The organism is Bradyrhizobium sp. BR 1433, assembly GCF_051547665.1.
Taxonomy (GTDB): domain Bacteria; phylum Pseudomonadota; class Alphaproteobacteria; order Rhizobiales; family Xanthobacteraceae; genus Bradyrhizobium; species Bradyrhizobium australafricanum.
Genome location: NZ_JBPUGG010000001.1, coordinates 701,139 through 720,618, shown reverse-complemented (window position 1 = coordinate 720,618; position 19,480 = coordinate 701,139). Strand labels below are relative to the sequence as shown.

Genomic DNA, 19,480 nt, shown 5'->3' with positions numbered 1-19,480 from the left:
AACAGCAGAGTTGGAACAACATAAAGCGGTGAAGCCGCGTCAAAGTTCCATTTTAGGAAAGCGTCACCGGGCCGCAGTTGACACAAGCCCGTGTAAGGCGGGCCGTGGCGCGACTTGACTTTGCGTTGGGCCTATCCGCGCGGCGGCCGGCGGCGCTTCGCAGCGTGGCTCCGCGGCGACCGAGCCACCCTTGGCCGCAACCGGCTGGCGGCCTCGCGACGCGGCTTGGCGGCCTGCGGCGGGCGCGCGAGCTCCATCAGCATGCGCAATGCTTCGACCACGGAGCGCTGCCGCACCGTGCTTCGGCCGATTGCGCCAAATCGCTGCTCACGATGAATAATGCGGCCGTCGCGCGCGGCGACGGCGAAATGCACCAGGCCGACCGGCTTGCCTGGTGTCGCACCGCCAGGGCCCGCGATGCCGGTGATCGAGACCGCAAGGTCGACGCCGGCCTTTTCCAGCGCGCCGATCGCCATCGCGGTCGCGGTTTCCTTGCTCACCGCGCCGAACGTTTCGAGCGTCGCCGCCTTGACGCCGAGCATGACCCGCTTGGCCTCGTTCGAATAGGTCACGAAGCCGCGGTCGATCACGTCGGAAGAGCCGGGGATGTCGGTGAGCGCACCCGCGACCAGGCCGCCGGTGCAGGATTCGGCGGTCGCGATGGTCAGCTTGCGCATCCGGCACAGGTCGAGCAGCGAGCGGGAGAGGGCACGAGCGTCGCTGCCGCCCATGTCAGGCACTCCAGCCTTTATCATCCCAACCTTTATCGTCCCAAGGGAGACGGACCGTGGCGCTCGCGGTTGCCGCGATGCCTTCCTCGCGGCCGGTGAAGCCGAGCCGCTCGCTGGTGGTGGCCTTGACCGCCACGCGCGAGATGTGGACGCCGGAGATCTCCGCGATCTTCGCCCGCATGGTGTCGCGCAACGGCCCGATCTTCGGCCGCTCGCAGATCAGCGTCACTTCGAGATTGGCGATCCGTCCGCCACGCGCGGTGACGCGCTCGACCGCGTATTTCAGGAACTGGTCGGAGGAGGCGCCTTTCCACTTGGCGTCGCTCGGCGGGAAATGCGAGCCGATATCGCCGTCGGCCAGCGCGCCGAGGATCGCGTCGACCAGCGCATGCAGCCCGACATCGCCGTCGGAATCGGCCAGGAATCCCTTCGTGTGCGGCACGCGCACGCCGCAGATCATCACATGGTCACCGTCGCCAAAGGCGTGCACGTCGTAGCCGGTGCCGGTTCTGATGTCGCCGAGCTGGCTTGCGAGCCGCGCTTCCTCGCGCACGAAGTCCTCGGGTGTGGTGAGTTTCATGTTGGCAGCATCACCTTCAAACGTCGCAACCGTCAATCCCGCCCACTCGGCAAGCGCCGCATCGTCGGTGAAATCGGGGCGGCCATCGCGTGCTGCGCGACGATGCGCCTCCAATATTACGTCGAAACGAAAAGCCTGTGGCGTCTGCGCGATCCGCAGGCGCGCGCGCTCCGGCGTCGCCTCGACGTCGCCGGCATCGCCGGTGAGTTTGATGGTGTCGGTGACGGGAATCACGGGGATCGCAGCGCCGGTCCGGCCGGCCGCGGCGATCGCGCGCGAGATCACGGCTGATGTGACGAAGGGGCGCGCGGCATCGTGGATCAGCACGATGTCCGGCTTCTCGCTTGCAAGCGCCTCGAGCCCGGCATGGACCGAGGCCTGCCGGGTCGCGCCGCCCGGCGTCGGCGGCCGATGGCGGAGGCCTGCGACTGCTTCATCGAACAGCGCGGTGTCGTCAGGATTGACCACAGGCTGCACCGCAAACACGTCCGGATGTCCGGAGAACGCCTCCATGGCGCGGTAGATCACCGTCTGTCCGCCGATCGTCCGGTATTGCTTCGGCCCGCCTGCGCCGGCGCGCAGTCCACGGCCGGCTGCGACAAGGATGGCTGCGGTACGCTCAGGCTTCGGCATTTTGAACCAGTGACAGACGAATCGGGGATGAGGGGACGGCGAGGATCGCCGCGCACAGCCCTTAGCATGACCGCTGCGCAAAAACAGAGCGTTTGCCGATGACTGTGGGAAAAGCAGATTTTGTTGCAGTGCACCTGCACTGGTGATAGGAATGTCTAAACCGTAGGCATGAGCCTTGACTGCACAAGAATTGTGCGCAGAATAGACGACGTCAGCTGCAATGGCGTGGCTGACAGAACGACGAGACGGCTGTGACCGGCGTGCAAAGTACTCCTCGTAACCCATTGAAGATCGGCGATATTGCTGTCGCCAACCGGGTTCTCCTCGCGCCCATGTCCGGCATCACCGATGCGCCCTTCCGGCGACTCGCGGCCACTTTGGGCGCCGGCCTGGTGGTCTCCGAGATGACCGCCAGCAACGATCTGGTCAACGGCAAGCCGATGTCGAAGCTGCGTTGCGAGGCAGCCGGGGTCGGGCCGCATGTGGTCCAGCTGGCGGGCTGCGAGACCCACTGGATGGCGGAGGGCGCACGGATCGCCGAAGGCGCCGGCGCCGACGTCATCGACATCAACATGGGCTGTCCGGCCCGCCACGTGACCGGGGGCCAGTCCGGCTCGGCCCTGATGCGCGACCTCGACCACGCGATCACGCTGATCGAGGCGACGCTGTCCGCGGTCAAGGTGCCGGTGACGCTGAAGATGCGGCTCGGCTGGGATGACCGCTCGCTCAATGCGCCGGAACTGGCGCGCCGCGCCGAGGACGCCGGCGTGCAGATGATCACCGTGCATGGCCGGACCCGCTGCCAGTTCTACAAGGGCGAGGCCAACTGGAACGCCGTGCGCGCGGTCAAGGACGCCGTCACCGTCCCGGTCGTGGTCAACGGCGATATCACCTCGTTCGACAAGGCTGTCAGTGCGCTCGAGATGTCGGGCGCCGACGCCGTCATGATCGGCCGCGGCGCACAGGGGCAGCCCTGGCTGCCGGGACAGATCGGCCGTCGCCTCGAGACCGGGATCGCCGAGGCCGCGCCGTCGCTCGCCGAGCAGCTCAAGCACGTTCGCGCGCTCTATGACGAGGTTTGCAGCCACTATGGCCTGCGCATCGGGCTCAAGCATGCACGCAAGCATCTCGGCTGGGCGCTGGAGGCTGCTGCGGCCTATAGCTGCGCGCCGGCCGCGACATTGAAGACCTGGCGGCAGGCGATCCTGACCGCGGAAGAGCCGTCCAGCGTGCATCGCTCGCTCGCCGACGCCTACGACGATTTTGCCTGGAGTGCTGCCGCATGACGTCAGCCATGGAATTCCGCCGGCCGGTGCCGACTGACGGGGAGGCCATCCTCAATGCGCTGCCCAATCCGGTGCTGCTGGTCGCACCCGACGGGCGGATCGTCGACGCCAATATCGCAGCCGAATCCTTCTTCGAGATCTCGACCCAGTTCCTGCGCCGGCAATCGCTGAAGGAGCTGGTGCCGTTCGGCAGCCCGCTGCTGGCGCTGATCGAGCAGGTGCGGACGAGCGGCTCGCCGGTCAACGAATACAAGGTCGATCTCGGCACGCCGCGGATCGGCGGCGATCGCCAGGTCGATCTGCACGTTGCGCCGCTGACCGAGCGGCCCGGGCATATCGTGGTGATGCTGCAGGAGCGCACCATCGCCGACAAGATGGATCGCCAGCTCACCCACCGCAGCGCGGCGCGCTCGGTGATCGCGCTGGCGGCGATGCTCGCCCACGAGATCAAGAACCCGCTGTCGGGCATCCGCGGCGCGGCGCAGCTTTTGGAGCAGCAGGCATCCTCCGAGGACCGGCTGCTGACGCGGCTGATCTGCGACGAGGCGGACCGCATCGTGACGCTGGTCGACCGCATGGAAGTGTTCGGCGACGACCGCCCGGTGGCGCGCGGCCCGGTCAACATCCATTCCGTGCTCGATCATGTGAAGCGCCTGGCGCAGTCCGGCTTTGCCCGCAATGTCCGCTTCATCGAGGACTACGATCCGTCGTTGCCGCCGGTGCTGGCCAACCAGGACCAGCTGATCCAGGTGTTCCTCAACCTCGTGAAGAACGCGGCCGAAGCGGTGGCCGATCTCGGCACCGATGCCGAGATCCAGCTCACCACTGCGTTCCGGCCAGGCGTGCGGCTGTCGGTGCCCGGCAAGAAATCGCGGGTCTCGCTGCCGCTGGAATTCTGCGTCAAGGACAACGGCTCTGGCGTGCCGGAAGACCTGCTGCCGAACCTGTTCGATCCCTTCGTCACCACCAAGCAGACCGGCAGCGGGCTCGGCCTCGCGCTGGTCGCCAAGATCGTCGGCGATCACGGCGGCATCATCGAATGCGAGTCGCAGCCGCGCAAAACCACTTTCCGCGTGCTGATGCCGATGTACAGCGCCGCCAAGCAACTCGACCAAAGCAACCGCGATGACGTTCCGGGTACGTCCTCGCCTGCCTCTCAGGATGCACGATGAGGAACACCAATGCCTGCAGGTAGCATACTTGTCGCTGACGACGACACCGCCATCCGGACCGTCCTGAACCAGGCGCTGTCGCGCGCCGGCTATGAGGTTCGCCTCACCGGCAACGCCGCCACGCTGTGGCGCTGGGTCAGCCAGGGCGAGGGCGATCTTGTCATCACCGACGTCGTGATGCCCGACGAGAACGCGTTCGATCTCTTGCCGCGGATCAAGAAGATGCGGCCGAATTTGCCGGTCATCGTGATGAGCGCGCAGAACACCTTCATGACCGCGATCCGGGCCTCCGAGCGCGGCGCCTACGAATATCTGCCGAAGCCGTTCGACCTGAAGGAGCTGATCACCATCGTCGGCCGCGCGCTGGCCGAGCCGAAGGAGCGGGTCTCCAGCCCTGCCGACGACGGCGAGTTCGAACTCGATCCCGCTGGTCGGCCGCTCGCCGGCGATGCAGGAAATCTACCGCGTGCTGGCGCGGTTGATGCAGACCGACCTCACCGTGATGATCTCGGGCGAATCCGGCACCGGCAAGGAGCTGGTCGCGCGCGCGCTGCACGACTACGGGCGGCGCCGCAACGGCCCGTTCGTCGCGGTCAACATGGCGGCGATCCCGCGCGACCTGATCGAATCGGAGCTGTTCGGCCATGAGCGCGGCGCATTCACCGGCGCCAACACCCGCGCCTCCGGCCGCTTCGAGCAGGCCGAGGGCGGCACGCTGTTCCTCGACGAGATCGGCGACATGCCGATGGAGGCGCAGACCCGGCTGCTCCGCGTGCTGCAGCAGGGCGAGTACACCACGGTCGGCGGCCGCACCCCGATCAAGACCGACGTCCGCATCGTCGCCGCCTCCAACAAGGACCTGCGCATCCTGATCCAGCAGGGCCTGTTCCGCGAAGACCTGTTTTTCCGTCTCAACGTGGTGCCGTTGCGGCTGCCGCCGCTGCGCGAGCGCATCGAGGATCTGCCCGACCTGATCCGGCACTTCTTCTCGCTCGCCGAGAAGGACGGCCTGCCGCCGAAGAAGCTCGACGCCCAGGCGCTGGAGCGGCTCAAGCAGCACCGCTGGCCGGGCAACGTCCGCGAGCTGGAAAACCTCGCCCGGCGGCTCGCCGCGCTCTACCCGCAGGACGTCATCACTTCTTCCGTCATCGACGGCGAGCTGGCGCCGCCCGCCGTCACCTCGGGCAGCACGGCGACCGTCGGCGTCGACAATCTCGGCGGCGCGGTCGAGGCCTATCTGTCGTCGCACTTCTCCGGCTTCCCGAACGGCGTGCCGCCGCCGGGCCTCTACCACCGTATCCTCAAGGAGATCGAGATCCCGCTGCTGACCGCCGCGCTGGCGGCGACCCGCGGCAACCAGATCCGGGCCGCCGACCTGCTCGGATTGAACCGCAATACGCTGCGCAAGAAGATCCGCGACCTCGACATCCAGGTCTACCGGAGCGGCGGCTAGGGCTGCCAGGGCGGGGCGCAAGCCTCGCTTCAAGCTCGCTACCGTATTGAGTAGTCACAAATGGTTTTGGGGACACGGCGCCGCACCAGGGGTTTGCGCCGCGGAAATGTCGCAATTCGGCAACATTGTGATATGATTGCATCAGTTCGCAATTCCCGCGGGCGATCGCTCTCAGCTCAATTGCCGGTATGACCAGCGCAGAGACCACCGCTTCAACATTACGCGCCCCGTCGGCCGAGCCCAATGCAGAGGCGCGGGGCTTCCCGCTGCGGCGCTGGCTGGCGCCGTTTGCCGTGGCCATCGCGCTGCTGTCCGCCTTCCTGACCTTCGTGGTGCTGACCGGGCTGACCCCGATCGAGCCCACGTCCGAGGTGGTCCGCTCCTTCCTGATGATCAATGCCGGCACCATCCTGCTGCTGGTCGGCATCATCGTCCGGGAAGTCTGGCAGATGGTGCAGGCGAGGCGGCGCGGCCGGGCGGCGGCGCGGCTGCATGTGCAGATCGTCGGCCTGTTCTCGGTGATCGCGGTGCTGCCCGCCGTGCTGGTGTCGATCGTGGCCAACGTCACCATCGAGCGCGGCCTCGACCGGCTGTTCTCGGGTCCCACCAAGCAGGTGATCCAGAATTCGCTGACCATCGCCAGCGCCTACATGCAGGAGCACGCCCAGCTCATCAACGGCGACACGCTGGCGATGGCCAATGACCTCGCCCATGCGCGGCCGCTCTACGACCAGGATCGCATGACGTTCCTGCAGCTGATGACGGCCGGCGCCGAGTTCGCGCAATCTCCCGGTCGCGGTGCTGATGGACAAGGACGGCAAGATCGTCGCCAGCGCCGAGACCGGCGTTCGCCTGAACTACGAGGCGCCGCCGCCCGACATCCTGAAGGACATCAACGAGACCGAGCCGAAGATCTCGGTCTTTCCGGAAAACTACGTCGCCTCCGTGGTCCGCCTGCGGGCCTATGACGACATGTTCCTGTATGTGGCGCGGCTGCTCGATCCGGCGGTGGTTGCCCAGCTCAAGCAGACCCAGACCAGCGCGGCGGAATATGCCCAGCTCGAGACCCGCAGGCTCGGCATCCAGGTCGCGTTCGCGCTGATGTTCGCGGTGATCGCGTTGACCATCCTGATGGCCTCGGTGCTGATCGGCCTGAACTTCGCCAACGGGCTGGTGTCGCCGATCCGCCAGCTGATGGGCGCGGCGAGCGAGGTCTCGACCGGCAATCTCAATGTCCAGGTGCCCGTCAACAAGTCGGAAAGCGACCTCGCGCTGCTCGGCGAAATCTTCAACAAGATGACCCAGGAGCTGCGCACCCAGCGCAACGAGCTGGTCGATGCCAGCGAAACCATCGACAGCCGCCGCCGCTTCATCGAAGCGGTGCTGTCGTCGGCCTCTGCCGGCATCATCGGGGTCGACGCCTCAGGCACCATCGGCGTCCTCAACCGCTCGGCGGAGAAGCTGATCGGGCACGCCGAGTCGGAGACGCTCGGCCATCCGCTCTCGGACGTGCTGCCAGAGCTCGACGAGATGATGAAGACCGCGCGCGAGGGAACGCAGCGCCTGGTGCAGGGACAGGTCACGATCCTGCGCGACGGCCATGAGCGCAACCTGTCGGTCCGCGTCTCGGCCGAGCAGACCAGCCAGTCACGCGACAGCTACATCATCACACTCGACGACATCACCGAGCTGGTGTCGGCGCAGCGCACCTCGGCCTGGGGCGACGTCGCCCGCCGCATCGCCCACGAGATCAAGAACCCGCTGACCCCGATCCAGCTCTCCGCCGAGCGCATCCGCCGCAAGTTCGGCAAGACCATCACCGAGGAGAAGGACAAGTCGATCTTCGAGCAGTGCACCGATACCATCGTGCGCCAGGTCGACGATATCAGGCGGATGGTCGACGAGTTCTCGCGCTTTGCGCGGATGCCGAAGCCGGTGATGGAAGGCGAGGATGTCGCCGACGTGGTGCGCCAGGCGGTGTTCCTGATGAAGGTCGCGCATCCCGATCTCGACATCGAGGCCGACATCAAGCAGTCGCCGCTGCCCGCCCAGTTCGACCGCCGGCTGATCTCGCAGGCGCTGACCAACATCATCAAGAACGCCACCGAGGCGATCGAGCAGGTGCCGCGCGAGGAGCTCGGCAAGGGCCGCATCGACGTCGTGGCGCAGCGCGAGAACGACGACATCCTGATCGACGTGGTCGACAACGGCATCGGCCTGCCCAAGGTCGCCCGCGCGCGCCTGCTCGAGCCCTATGTCACGACCCGGGCGAAGGGCACCGGCCTCGGCCTGGCGATCGTCGGCCGCGTTCTGGAGGACCATGGCGGCCGTATCGAGCTCAAGGATGCCTCCGATTTCCGCGACGGCCAGCGCGGCGCCTGGATGCGGCTGCGCTTTGCCGTCACGGGCCAGGCGGCCAAGCCGGAGAACAAGCCCGAAAGCAAGGACCAAAAACCGGACGTGAAACCGGACAAGACCGAACCGGACAGTGAAAAAAATCCGCCGGAGGAGCCGACCAACGGCCCGGCACAAGCGACCAACAATGAACCAAAAATCCAAGAACCGACCCAAGAACCGACCCAAGAACCTATCCGAGATCCCGCTGATCAAGGGCCAAATAATCAAGAGCCAAATGCGCAAAAGCCAAAATTCAAAGCCGCGACGAGCGACTGACAAGGCAGGTGTAACCCATGGCAAGTGACATTCTGATTGTCGACGACGAAGCTGACATTCGCGACCTCGTTGCGGGTATTCTGGACGATGAGGGCTTTTCCACGCGCACCGCGCGCGACAGCGACTCGGCGCTCGCCGAGATCGCCAATCGCCGGCCCAATCTGGTCTTCCTCGACATCTGGCTGCAGGGCTCCAAGCTCGACGGCCTGCAGCTGCTCGAGCAGATCAAGAAGGACAATGCCGATCTGCCCGTCGTGATGATCTCGGGCCACGGCAACATCGAGACCGCGGTCGCCGCGATCAAGCGCGGTGCCTACGACTTCATCGAGAAGCCGTTCAAGTCGGACCGGCTGATCCTGGTCGCGACCCGGGCGCTGGAAACCTCGCGGCTCAAGCGCGAGGTCAAGGAGCTCAAGCAACTGGCTCCGGCGGCCAGCACTCTGACCGGCCGTTCGGCCTGCATGAACCAGCTGCGCCAGACCATCGACCGCGCCGCCAAGGCCAACAGCCGCATCCTGATCGTCGGCCCCTCCGGTGCCGGCAAGGAACTGGCTGCGCGTACCCTGCACACAGCCTCCGGGCGCGCCGAGGGGCCGTTCGTGGTGATCAATGCGGCCGCGATCACGCCGGAGCGCATGGAGATCGAGCTGTTCGGGATCGAGGGATCGAACGGCGAGCAGCAGCGCAAGGCCGGCGCGCTCGAGGAGGCGCATGGCGGCACGCTGTTCATCGACGAGATCGCGGACATGCCCCGCGAGACCCAGAACAAGATTCTGCGTGTGCTGGTCGATCAGACCTTCCAGCGCCAGGGCGGCACCGGCAAGGTTCATGTCGACGTCCGCATCATCTCCTCGACCGCGCGCAATCTCGAGGAGGAGATCGCCGCAGGCCGCTTCCGCGAGGACCTCTATCATCGCCTCTCAGTGGTGCCGATCCGCGTACCGCCGCTGTCGGAACGGCGCGAGGACATCCCCGAGCTGATCGACTATTTCATGGACCAGATCTCGGCCGCCACCGGCCTGCCGAAGCGGCAAATCGGGCAGGACGCGATGGCGGTCCTGCAGTCGCACGTCTGGCCGGGCAACGTCCGCCAGCTCCGCAACAATGTCGAGCGCGTGATGATCCTGGCCGGCGGCGGTCCGGAGGCGATCATCACCGCCGACATGCTGCCGCAGGACGTCGGCTCGATGGTGCCGGCGATGCCGACCTCCAACAATGGCGAGCACATCATGGGCCTGCCGTTGCGCGAGGCGCGCGAGGTGTTCGAGCGCGACTATCTGATCGCCCAGATCAGCCGCTTCTCCGGCAATATCTCGCGCACCGCGGAGTTCGTCGGCATGGAGCGCTCGGCGCTGCATCGCAAGCTGAAGGCGCTCGGGGTCGGCTGACCCCGGCGCGGCAGGCCGGCAGTCCGCTGGCGGCTCGAAGCGAAGCCCCGGCGGTCACCCGCCGGGGAGCCGACAGGCGGCTCTCGGGGCGGTTTGGATCGATCGGCGGGGCGAGGGCGGGGCCGGTACAACCGGGGATTTATCCACTCTCCACGAGAATATTCGTCTCTTTCCCCGCACTTTCTTAGAATTGCCACCGTGTTCCTACCGACTGCACCGCGAACTGGCTTGCCTAAAAACCGCGCGTAGCCTCTAATCCTACCGCTATGCCTGCCGGAGGGGGATCTCGTGGCAGGTGGGCAGCCGGAGGAGGCTCCGTCAGAGAGCAACAACCGGTTCAATAAAAAGAAGCACAAGCTTGCGGGACAAAAACAATGGCGGCAGACCGCGCACAAAATCTACAAGACACCTTCCTTAATCACGTTCGTAAAACCAAGACGCCACTGACGATATTTCTGGTCAACGGAGTAAAGCTGCAGGGCATTGTCACATGGTTCGACAATTTCTGCTTGCTGCTGCGGCGCGATGGTCACTCGCAGCTGGTCTACAAGCACGCGATCTCGACCATCATGCCCGGAGCTCCGATTCAGTTGTTCGAAGGTGGTGAGGACGCACCGGCTTGAGAGTGAACTGATTGGAACCCTTCAATCGTGAAGGGGGCGCCGACCGTGCACGGTCGGCGGGGGACGGCAGCACCGGGCGGGTGATCGTCATCGGCCCGTACCTGCGCACGCGCCGTGGCGACGGCGATGCGCAAACGGATTCCTCTGTCCGCGACTATGAAGCGCGGATCGAGGAAGCCGCCGGCCTCGCCGGTGCAATCGACCTCACGGTGGTGGACTCCGTGATCGCGCCGATCAGCCAGATCCGGCCCGCGACTTACCTCGGCAAGGGCAAGGTCGAGGAGATCAACGGCCTCGTCGCCAGCAACCAGGTCGAGCTCGTGGTGATGGATTGCGCGCTGTCGCCAATCCAGCAGCGCAATCTCGAGAAGGCCTGGAGCACCAAGGTGCTCGACCGCACCGGCCTGATCCTGGAAATCTTCGGCCGCCGCGCCAAGACCAAGGAAGGCGCGCTGCAGGTCGAGCTCGCCCATCTCAACTACCAGCGCAGCCGACTGGTGCGGTCCTGGACCCACCTCGAGCGCCAGCGCGGCGGCTTCGGCTTCATGGGCGGCCCCGGCGAAACTCAGATCGAGGCCGACCGCCGCCTGATCAGCGAGCGCATCACCAAGCTCGAAGGCGAGTTGAAGAAGGTGCAGGCGACGCGGCGGCTGCATCGCGCCGGCCGCCAACGCGTGCCATATCGCGTGGTGGCGCTGGTCGGCTACACCAATGCCGGCAAATCGACGCTGTTCAACCGCCTGACCCGCGCTGACGTGCAGGCCGCTGACATGCTGTTTGCGACGCTCGACCCGACCCTGCGCGCGCTCAACCTGCCGCATGGCGGCAAGGCGATGCTGTCGGACACGGTCGGCTTCATCTCCAATCTGCCGACCCAGCTGGTGGCCGCGTTCCGCGCCACGCTGGAAGAGGTGCTGGAAGCCGACATCATCCTGCATGTCCGCGACATCTCCCATGAGGACGCGGAGGCGCAGGAGCGCGACGTCGAGGCGGTGTTGCGCCAACTCGGCATCGACCCCGACGCCGACGGCGGTCAGCGTATCATCGAGGTCTGGAACAAGATCGACCGCTTCGATCCCGAGGAGCGGGACAATTTGCGCAATATCGCCGCGCGCCGTCCGCCGGAGCGGCCGTGCTTCCTGGTTTCGGCCGCAACAGGCGAGGGGATCGATGCGCTGCTCGCCGCGATCGAGGATCGCCTCGCGGCCAAACGCTCGACGCTCAATCTCTCGATCGACGCCTCCGATGGCGCCGGCATCAGCTGGCTGCACCGCAATGCCGAGGTCCTGAACAAGGAGCTGCATGGCGAGCGCTTCGACATGACGGTGCGCGTCGACGAGACCAAGCGCGACATCGTGATGAGCCGGTTCGCCGCCGTCCCCTACGAGGCGTAAGCCCTCGAATACGGGCCCTGCAATCTTCCGAAATATGACGATGCCGTGACGTTGCAGGGCGCCGATGCGCCTGCGACGCGGCGTCGCACTTTCTGTTTGAAATCCGCGCCGCCTTGGTTCATTGCGCTGCAGAACGCAAAGCCGAGGCGGATCGATGCAGGACACCAGCGAAACCATCACGAAAGAGACGCTCGCCGACCAGAGCGGTGATCTTGCACAGGAGCGGGCGCCCGAAATCGTCGAGGCGCTCAATGCCCGCGAGCCCGCGGATGCCGCGAAGCTGCTGCGATCGCTGCCGGCCGAGAAGGCGATCGAGGTGCTCGACCTGCCCGGGCTCGACAACACCTGCGAGATCCTCGCCGAGCTGCCGAAAGATACCGCGGTCTCGCTGCTGTCGGGCGTCTCCGACGACCGTGCCGCAGATATCTTCAAGGAGCTGGTCGAGCCGCTGCGCACCACGCTGCTGAACGGGCTCAATCCGGAGACCCGCAACGTCATCTCGGGGCTGTTGGCCTATCCCGAGCGCAGCGCCGGCAGCATCATGACGACCGAATTCGTCAGCGTGCCCTCGAGCTGGACCATCGCCGAGGTCCTGCATCACATCCGGATGGTCGAGCGCACCCGCGAGACCGTCTACTCGATCTTCGTGATCGACCCGGGCAAGAAGACCCTGATCCAGGCCGTACCGCTGCGCCGCCTGATCTCGGGCGATCCGCACGCCAACGTGCTGACCGCGGCGCCGGCGCGGAAGCCGCTGATGATCTCGCCGGAGGCCGACCGCATGGAAGCCGCACGGCTGATCTCGCGCTACGACCTGCTCGCCGTCGCCGTCGTCGACGGCCCCGGCCATATCCTCGGCATCGTCACGGTCGACGACGTCATCGACGCCATCGTCGAGGAATCGACCGAGGACGCCCAGAAGTTCGGCGGCATGGAAGCGATCGACGAGCCGTATTTGCGGATCGGTTTCGGCGAGATGATCAAGAAGCGCGCCGGCTGGCTGTGCGCGCTGTTCCTGTCGGAAATGCTGACCGCGACCGCAATGCAGTCGTACCAGAGCGAGCTCGAGAAGGCGATCGTCCTGACGCTCTTCATCCCGTTGATCATGAGCTCGGGCGGCAATTCCGGCTCCCAGGCAACCTCGCTGTTGATCCGTTCGCTGGCGCTGCACGAGGTGCGGCTGCGCGACTGGTGGCGTGTCGCCGTGCGGGAATTGCCGACAGGCATCGTGCTCGGCGCCATTCTCGGCCTGATCGGCGTCGTCAGGATCACGCTCTGGCAGACGCTCGGCCTGTTCGACTACGGCCCGCATTGGGTGCTCGTCGCAGCGACCGTCGGCACCGCGCTGATCGGCATCGTCACGTTCGGATCGCTGTGCGGCTCGATGCTGCCCTTCATCCTCAAACGCATCGGCTTCGACCCGGCCAGCGCGTCGGCACCGTTCGTCGCGACACTGGTCGACGTTACAGGTCTCGTGATCTATTTCGGCGTTGCCGCGGTGATCCTGCGCGGGACGCTGTTGTAGGCTGAGCCTGCGCCCTCAACCTCGGTGTCGTCCCTGCGAAAGCAGGGACCCATAACCACCGGCCATCGTTGTTGAGTGCAGCGGAAGTTCTGCATCTTGTTCGCCTCGCTGAATCTCTGGCGATGCGTGGGATTGATACCGTCGGCCAATCGCTAGAGCGTTAGCCGATCAGGTTGCAAGTAGCCCGCGGCGATGAAGTAGTTTGTGGATTCCGTGGGCGTGTAGGTGTCGATGATGCGCCCGACAGCATCCCAAAGGCCGCCGACGGTGCGTTCGGCGGCCTTCCGCAGATTTGCTTTGAGCTTGGCGAAGGCATTCTCGATCGGATTGAGGTCGGGACTGTAGGGCGGAAGATAGAGAAGCGTAGCGCCGGCCGCCTCGATCATCTCACGTATGCGGGGCCCTTTGTGGCTGGAGAGGTTGTCCATGATGACGATGGCGTGGTCTGGCAGCTCAGGAATGAGCACCTTTTCGACATAGGTCTCAAAGGCGTTGCGGTTGATGGGGCCATCGAGCACCCAGGGCGCGATGATGCCGCGTGTGGTTAGAGCGGCTACGCAGGTAGTTGTTTTCCAGTGGCCGTGAGGAACGCTGGCCCGCAGACGTTCTCCGCGCTGGCAGCGGCCATGGGTTCGCGCCATGTTGGTCGACGCCCAGGTCTCGTCGATGAAGACGAGCCGATCCCGGTCGAGCTTGCCCTGGCTCTCGCGCCAGGCCTCGCGTCGCTTCAAGACGTCCGGGCGATCCTGCTCTGAGGCATGGGCGGTCTTTTTTTACGCGTGATCTTGTGGCGCTCGAAGAAGCGGCGGATCGTGCCATAGCCAAAGGACAGGCCTTGTTTGCTCAAGCCGTCACGCAATTCCTCGATGGTGATATCCGGCGCCGTCTCGAGCAGAGCCATGATCGTCGCCTGATGAGTATCAATCCGGTGGGACTTGCGGTCGCCGCCCTGAGCCCTCGGCTGGGCATCGCCTTGCTCCCGCTCGCGCGTTCGCCAGCGGCTTACGCTTGCCGCGCTGACGCCAAATCGCTCGGCAGCCTGCCGGCCTGAAATGCCACTCTCAATACAGGCAAGCACACGTTCGCGAAGATCCATCGACAGCGGTTTCGCCATGCCCGCCGGCCTCCAGCTCCGGCGACCAGCTTGAATCACCAAAACGCTGATTTGTGAATCCCCAACGATTCAGTCAGATCGGCCAACGCTCTAGATCACGCGGTATGGGTCCCTGCTTTCGCAGGGACGACAGCGGTTTTGGCTTCATTCCACAACGCGTCCATCTCCTCCAGCGACGCACCATCGAGCGAACGTCCCTTCGCCGCCAGCGCCTTCTCGATATAGGCGAAGCGCCGCTCGAACTTGGCGTTGGTCGCACGCAGCGTCGCTTCCGGATCGGCGTCGACGTGGCGGGCGAGGTTGACCAGCGCGAACATCAGGTCGCCGGTTTCCTCCGCGATCTCCGCCTTGTCGTTGCGGTCGAGCGCGGCCTCGATCTCGTCTGCCTCCTCGCGGATCTTGGCGAGCACCGCGCGCGGGTCGTTCCAGTCGAAGCCGACGGTGGACGCCTTGCGCTGCAGCTCCATCGCGCGCGTCAGGGCAGGCAGGCCCGCCTTCACGCTCGACAGCAGCGATTTGTGCGCGGTCTCTTCGGGCGGCCGCCGCGCGGCGCGCTCGGCCTTCTCCTCGGCCTTGATCCGTTCCCAGGCGCTCTTGACGCCGGCCGGCTGGATGTTGCCGTCCTTGTCGGCGAAGACGTGCGGGTGACGGCGGATCATCTTCCTGGTGATCGCCTCGACCACATCGCCGAACGCGAACGCGTTCTGCTCCTCGGCCATCCTGGCGTGATAGACCACCTGCAACAGCAGGTCGCCGAGTTCCTCGCGCAAATCGTCGAGATCGCCGCGCGTAATCGCATCCGCAACCTCATAGGCCTCCTCGATCGTGTAGGGCGCGATGGTCTCGAAATTCTGCACGAGGTCCCATGGACAGCCGGTCACCGGCGTGCGCAGCGCAGCCATGATCTCGATCAGGCGGGAAATGTCGCGGGATGGGGTCATGGGGCACCGGCATCAAAGAGGGATTGGCTTTATGCCAAAACACCCCTCCCGATCCCAGTAAAACACGCCGGAATCGCGACGCTGTCCACGGATTGGCCACGGCGCCGTCAGGTGCTAAATCGCGTTCCATGAGCGATCAGAACACTTCCGACACCGCGCTGGTGCTGTTTTCCGGCGGCCAGGATTCCACCACGTGCCTTGCCTGGGCCTTGTCGCGCTTTGCCCGCGTCGAGATGCTGGGCTTCACCTACGGCCAGCGCCACGCGATCGAGCTCGATTGCCGGGACCAGCTGCTGGCCGGGATCAAGCGGGTCCGGCCGGAATGGTCTGCGAAACTCGGCGACAGCCACACGCTTGATATCCCGACGCTGTCGGAGATTTCCGACACCGCGCTGACCCGCGACGTCGCGATCGAAATGGGCGCGGACGGCTTGCCGAACACCTTCGTGCCCGGCCGCAACCTCGTGTTCCTCACCTTCGCTGGGGCGCTGGCCTATCGGCGGGGGATCCGCCACATCATCGGCGGCATGTGCGAGACCGACTATTCCGGCTACCCGGACTGCCGCGACGAGACCATCAAGGCATTGCAGTCCGCGCTCAATCTCGGCATGGCCAGGGATTTCGAGCTGCACACGCCGCTGATGTGGCTCGACAAGGCCGCGACCTGGCGGCTCGCGCACGAACTCGGCGGAGCAGGGCTGGTCGACCTGATCCGCGAGCACTCGCACACCTGCTATCTCGGCGAACGCGGCGCGCAGCACGATTGGGGCTATGGCTGCGGCGAATGTCCGGCCTGCAGCCTGCGGGCCAAGGGCTGGCGGGAGTACGCCGCGCAGGGGGGCCCGTAACCGTGGGCTGATGGCCCCGCAGGGGCGCACGGCCAAAATATCGAAAACAACCCCATGCAAAGGAGCCGGCGGCGGCCGGCGCCCGACCAGACAACGTTCGACACGGCAACTGTCCGACACGGCAACTTGACACGTCGGGCAACTCAACGGTACTCTTCCATTATACAGAAATCGTCCCAGGGCACGGTTCGCGATCCAGCACGCAGCGGCCGCTCGGCTCAAGCACTGGCGTCTCTGGAATCCGTGCGCGGTTCTCTCCCCGTCGTCGTCCCGGCGAAGGCCGGGACCCATACGCCGCGGCAGGCGTTGTGGGTGGGACTCGTCGTTCCAGCATCGCGTAACAATTTGCATTTGGGGTTATGGGTCCCGGCCTTCGCCGGGACGACGATGAGGATGAGTTCGCGCTTCAAGGCGCCCCACCACGCGATGTCATCACCCGCGCATGCAGGTGATCATGGCATTCGAGGCTACCTAAAATCCCCCGCCGTCAGCACGATCGGCTGGCCGTGCGGGGTGCGGTCGGCGGCGTGGTCCCAGGCGTCGCGGTAGCGGTGTAGTGTCTCATGCGTCGTGACGCCCTTGGCGGCGACGAGATGTTCGAGCGTCGCGAGCCAGTGCTGGTAATAGGTCTCGCCGGTGTCGGGATCGCCGGCGGCCTGCGCGCGCTTGATCTGGTCGGCGAGCGCGGCGGCCCATTCGGGCCAGGTGAACACGCCGCGGTCATGCAGCGTCAAGGCCATGGCGAACGCCTGCGCCTCCCACGGGGCGCGGAATACCGGGCCGTCCTGGTCGCGGGGAATGCTGGACACTGCGCTGGTGGCGCGCGCGGCGGCACCTGCATCCATCACACGGCCTCCAGATACGGCTCGAACGCGTCGATCGAGACCTTGATGGTCGGATCGGAGTCCGGGCCCCACAGCTCGCGTCCGTCGAACACGACGGTGTAGAGCCATTGCGGATGCTCGCCGGCGTCGTTGGCCACCGTATCGGGAAATACGTGACAGCCATGATCGCGCTCGACCACCCCGACGTGACCGCGCACGTAGCGCGGCAACCGTGTGTGCGTGGCGGGATGGATGTTCTTCGCCCGAACCCGATCGCCGGTCTTGAATTTCGCAGGTCCCGGCGCGGCGCGGCCGAACTTGCCGCGCACCATGATGCGCTCGATGTCGGCGACGGAGAACTTGCCGTGCTTGAGCGATTTCGCCGGCGCGACGGAATGCCCGGCGGCGACGTCGTCCTTGGAGATATAGCCCTTGTCGAGCAGCAGGGCTTCCAGCCCAAGCAGCCATTTCCTGTAGTAGGAGCTCGACAGATAGACCTGCGGGGGCAGGGTCTCGCGATAGAAGCGCGAGGCGTCGATGTTGAAGGCGCCGGCTGCGCCCATCGCACGGACCATGGCGAGCACCCGGGATTCCCATTCCTCATGGAACATCGGCTCGTTCGGCTCGGGCTCGACCTTGCCGAACCCGTCCATGCCGCCCATGTCGTGGACGCCGTTCATGACGGCGCCCCCGGTTTCTTGGGAAAGCCGGTGCCGATCATGGAATCGCGCGTCACCAGCTCGGCGAGCTGGTCTTCGCTCCAGCCCTCGGTGCCTTCGGGCCGCATCGGCAGCACCAGAAAGCGCGTCTCCGCGGTCGAATCCCAGACCCGGATTTCCGTCTCCTTCGGCAGGCTGACGCCGAAATCGGCGAGCACGCCGCGCGGATCCTTGACCGCGCGCGAGCGATACGGCGAGGCCTTGTACCAGACCGGCGGCAGCCCGAGCATTTCCCAAGGATAACAGGAGCACAATGTGCAGACGACCATGTTGTGGCGGCCGGGTGTATTCTCGATCGCGACCAGATGGTCGCCGACCCGGCTGACATGGCCGAGGGTGCCGACCGCCTTGCTGGCGTCCTCGAGCAGCGCCTTCTTGAAGGCGGGATCGGTCCAGGCCTTGGCGACGACCCGGGCGCCGTTATGCGGGCCGATCTTGGTCTCATAGGCCTGCACGATGGCGTCGAGCGCGGCAGCCTCGACATAGCCCTTCTCGGTCAGGATCGATTCCAGCGCACGGACGCGCAGTTCGGTCTCCGACAGTTCAGAATGGTCGTGATCGTGGTGGTGATGATCATGTTCGCTCATGCCCACAGAATAGGCGAAACCGTCGTGCTATGTCGAGGCAGGCAGTACACAAGAATGCGAGCGGGGAGGTATGCGTGGTTGACTATGTGACGATCGAGAAAGGCCTCGGGCCGGAGGGCCGCATCGCCGTGGTGCGGTTCGACCGCGGCGACGGTATCAACGCGCTGTCGCCGGAGGCGCTGCGGCAGCTGACCGACGCGGCGCGCAGTTTCGAGGACGATAGCGAGACCTCGGTGGTGGTGCTGACCGGCGGCGCCAAATCGTTCAGCGCCGGCTTCGACCTCAAGGACGCCGAGGGGCGTTCTCGCCAGACCATGGACATGGGCACGCTGCGCCGGCACCTGAAGCTCGGGCCGCGGCTGACGCGCGCTTGGCAGGACATGGAGCAGGTCACGATCGGCACGATCGAGGGCTTTTGCGTCGGCGGCGGCGTGGCACTCGCGGTCGCGCTGGATTTCCGCGTCATGGCGCGTGACGCGCATATGCGGGTGCCGGAAATCGCGCTCGGCATGAACATGAGCTGGCAGAGCGTGCCGCGCATGCTGCATCTGATGGGACCGGCGCGCACCAAGCAGGCGGTGATCCTGGCCGACGACCGGATCTCGGCCGAGGAGGCCTACGAGTGGGGCCTGGTGGAGCAGGTGACCGATCCTGGAAAGTCATATGACATCGCGATGGCGCTCGCGGCCAAGGTCGCTGCCCAGCCGCCGATCTCGGTCGCGATGACCAAGCTGACGGTCAACCGGCTCGCACATGCGCTCGACGATCTCGCCAGCCACATGGACCTCGACCAGTTCGCGCTGGCGAGCCTGACCGAGGATCACAAGGAAGGCGTCGCGGCCTTCCTCGGACGGCGGAAGCCGCGCTTCAAGGGGCGCTGATGCGTGTCGTTCAAGAGCCTTTCCAGGCTTCGGAATGGCGAAGGCCCTGACGCCGGGCCGGTGCGTCAGGGCCTTTGCGGTGCGGAGACGACCCCAGCACCTTTGCGG

15 protein-coding genes and 2 pseudogenes are annotated in these 19,480 nt (G+C 65.7%); 10 read left to right on the top strand and 7 right to left on the bottom strand.

Translation table 11 applies throughout. The features are described 5' to 3' along the window. Positions 1-131: 131 nt before the first annotated feature. Together ACSKB9_RS03595 and ACSKB9_RS03590 are read right to left on the bottom strand one after the other, a co-directional pair. A complete protein-coding gene (locus ACSKB9_RS03595) occupies positions 132-731 on the bottom strand; it encodes a CinA family protein (protein ID WP_038386736.1) in 600 nt (199 codons plus the stop codon). Between the two features lies 1 nt (position 732). Then, positions 733-1,944 (bottom strand): bifunctional 2-C-methyl-D-erythritol 4-phosphate cytidylyltransferase/2-C-methyl-D-erythritol 2,4-cyclodiphosphate synthase, encoded by a 1,212-nt coding sequence (locus ACSKB9_RS03590; RefSeq protein WP_438071705.1) that lies wholly within the window; start codon positions 1,942-1,944, stop codon positions 733-735. A gap of 284 nt (positions 1,945-2,228) precedes the next feature. On the opposite strand from ACSKB9_RS03590, the gene dusB reads away from it, so the two are divergent. The 8 genes and pseudogenes from dusB (at position 2,229) to mgtE (ending at position 13,458) form a co-directional block, all read left to right on the top strand. After that, positions 2,229-3,230, top strand: coding sequence for a tRNA dihydrouridine synthase DusB (gene dusB / locus ACSKB9_RS03585; protein WP_438080036.1), 1,002 nt, complete (start codon positions 2,229-2,231; stop codon positions 3,228-3,230). Next, entirely contained in the window at positions 3,227-4,402 is a 1,176-nt protein-coding gene (locus ACSKB9_RS03580; protein WP_026192783.1) for a two-component system sensor histidine kinase NtrB, read from the top strand. Before dusB ends, ACSKB9_RS03580 begins: the two co-directional genes overlap by 4 nt. A 9-nt stretch (positions 4,403-4,411) precedes the next feature. Then, positions 4,412-5,855 (top strand): annotated as a pseudogene (ntrC, locus tag ACSKB9_RS03575) (nitrogen regulation protein NR(I)). Positions 5,856-6,043: 188 nt separating this feature from the next. Next, positions 6,044-8,528: pseudogene (locus ACSKB9_RS03570) on the top strand (ATP-binding protein). Between the two features lie 17 nt (positions 8,529-8,545). Beyond that, positions 8,546-9,916 (top strand): nitrogen assimilation response regulator NtrX, encoded by a 1,371-nt coding sequence (ntrX, locus tag ACSKB9_RS03565; RefSeq protein WP_438071703.1) that lies wholly within the window; start codon positions 8,546-8,548, stop codon positions 9,914-9,916. A gap of 374 nt (positions 9,917-10,290) precedes the next feature. Then, positions 10,291-10,539, top strand: coding sequence for an RNA chaperone Hfq (gene hfq, locus ACSKB9_RS03560; RefSeq protein WP_006020546.1), 249 nt, complete (start codon positions 10,291-10,293; stop codon positions 10,537-10,539). A gap of 11 nt (positions 10,540-10,550) precedes the next feature. Continuing rightward, entirely contained in the window at positions 10,551-11,933 is a 1,383-nt protein-coding gene (hflX, locus tag ACSKB9_RS03555) for a GTPase HflX (RefSeq protein WP_253623863.1), read from the top strand. Between the two features lie 154 nt (positions 11,934-12,087). Further along, positions 12,088-13,458 carry a magnesium transporter gene (mgtE, locus tag ACSKB9_RS03550; protein WP_438071699.1) on the top strand — a complete coding sequence of 457 codons (1,371 nt, stop codon included), beginning with the start codon at positions 12,088-12,090 and terminating at the stop codon, positions 13,456-13,458. A 152-nt stretch (positions 13,459-13,610) separates the two neighbouring features. Here mgtE and ACSKB9_RS03545 read toward each other — a convergent pair. Beyond that, positions 13,611-14,572 (bottom strand): IS630 family transposase gene (locus ACSKB9_RS03545; RefSeq protein ID WP_438071698.1). Its coding sequence is split into 2 segments (ribosomal slippage): positions 13,611-14,233 and positions 14,233-14,572, totalling 963 coding nucleotides; the frame shifts between segments, so codons are not numbered across the junction. Between the two features lie 95 nt (positions 14,573-14,667). Continuing rightward, positions 14,668-15,513, bottom strand: a complete 846-nt coding sequence (gene mazG / locus ACSKB9_RS03540) for a nucleoside triphosphate pyrophosphohydrolase (protein ID WP_438071697.1) — start codon at positions 15,511-15,513, stop codon at positions 14,668-14,670. Positions 15,514-15,641: 128 nt separating this feature from the next. On the opposite strand from mazG, the gene queC reads away from it, so the two are divergent. Continuing rightward, on the top strand, positions 15,642-16,361 hold the full coding sequence (gene queC / locus ACSKB9_RS03535; protein WP_438071695.1) for a 7-cyano-7-deazaguanine synthase QueC: 720 nt from the start codon (positions 15,642-15,644) through the stop codon (positions 16,359-16,361). A 467-nt stretch (positions 16,362-16,828) separates the two neighbouring features. On the opposite strand, the gene ACSKB9_RS03530 is transcribed toward queC, so the two are convergent. The 3 genes from ACSKB9_RS03530 to nthA are packed head-to-tail and all read right to left on the bottom strand — an operon-like array spanning position 16,829 to position 18,491. Then, entirely contained in the window at positions 16,829-17,206 is a 378-nt protein-coding gene (locus ACSKB9_RS03530) for a nitrile hydratase accessory protein (protein ID WP_229161973.1), read from the bottom strand. Next, positions 17,206-17,865 (bottom strand): nitrile hydratase subunit beta, encoded by a 660-nt coding sequence (gene nthB / locus ACSKB9_RS03525; RefSeq protein ID WP_438071693.1) that lies wholly within the window; start codon positions 17,863-17,865, stop codon positions 17,206-17,208. Before nthB ends, ACSKB9_RS03530 begins: the two co-directional genes overlap by 1 nt. After that, positions 17,862-18,491 (bottom strand): nitrile hydratase subunit alpha, encoded by a 630-nt coding sequence (nthA, locus tag ACSKB9_RS03520; RefSeq protein WP_028344028.1) that lies wholly within the window; start codon positions 18,489-18,491, stop codon positions 17,862-17,864. Before nthA ends, nthB begins: the two co-directional genes overlap by 4 nt. Positions 18,492-18,565: 74 nt before the next feature. On the opposite strand from nthA, the gene ACSKB9_RS03515 reads away from it, so the two are divergent. Continuing rightward, positions 18,566-19,372, top strand: a complete 807-nt coding sequence (locus ACSKB9_RS03515; protein WP_438071691.1) for an enoyl-CoA hydratase/isomerase family protein — start codon at positions 18,566-18,568, stop codon at positions 19,370-19,372. Positions 19,373-19,480: the final 108 nt, after the last annotated feature.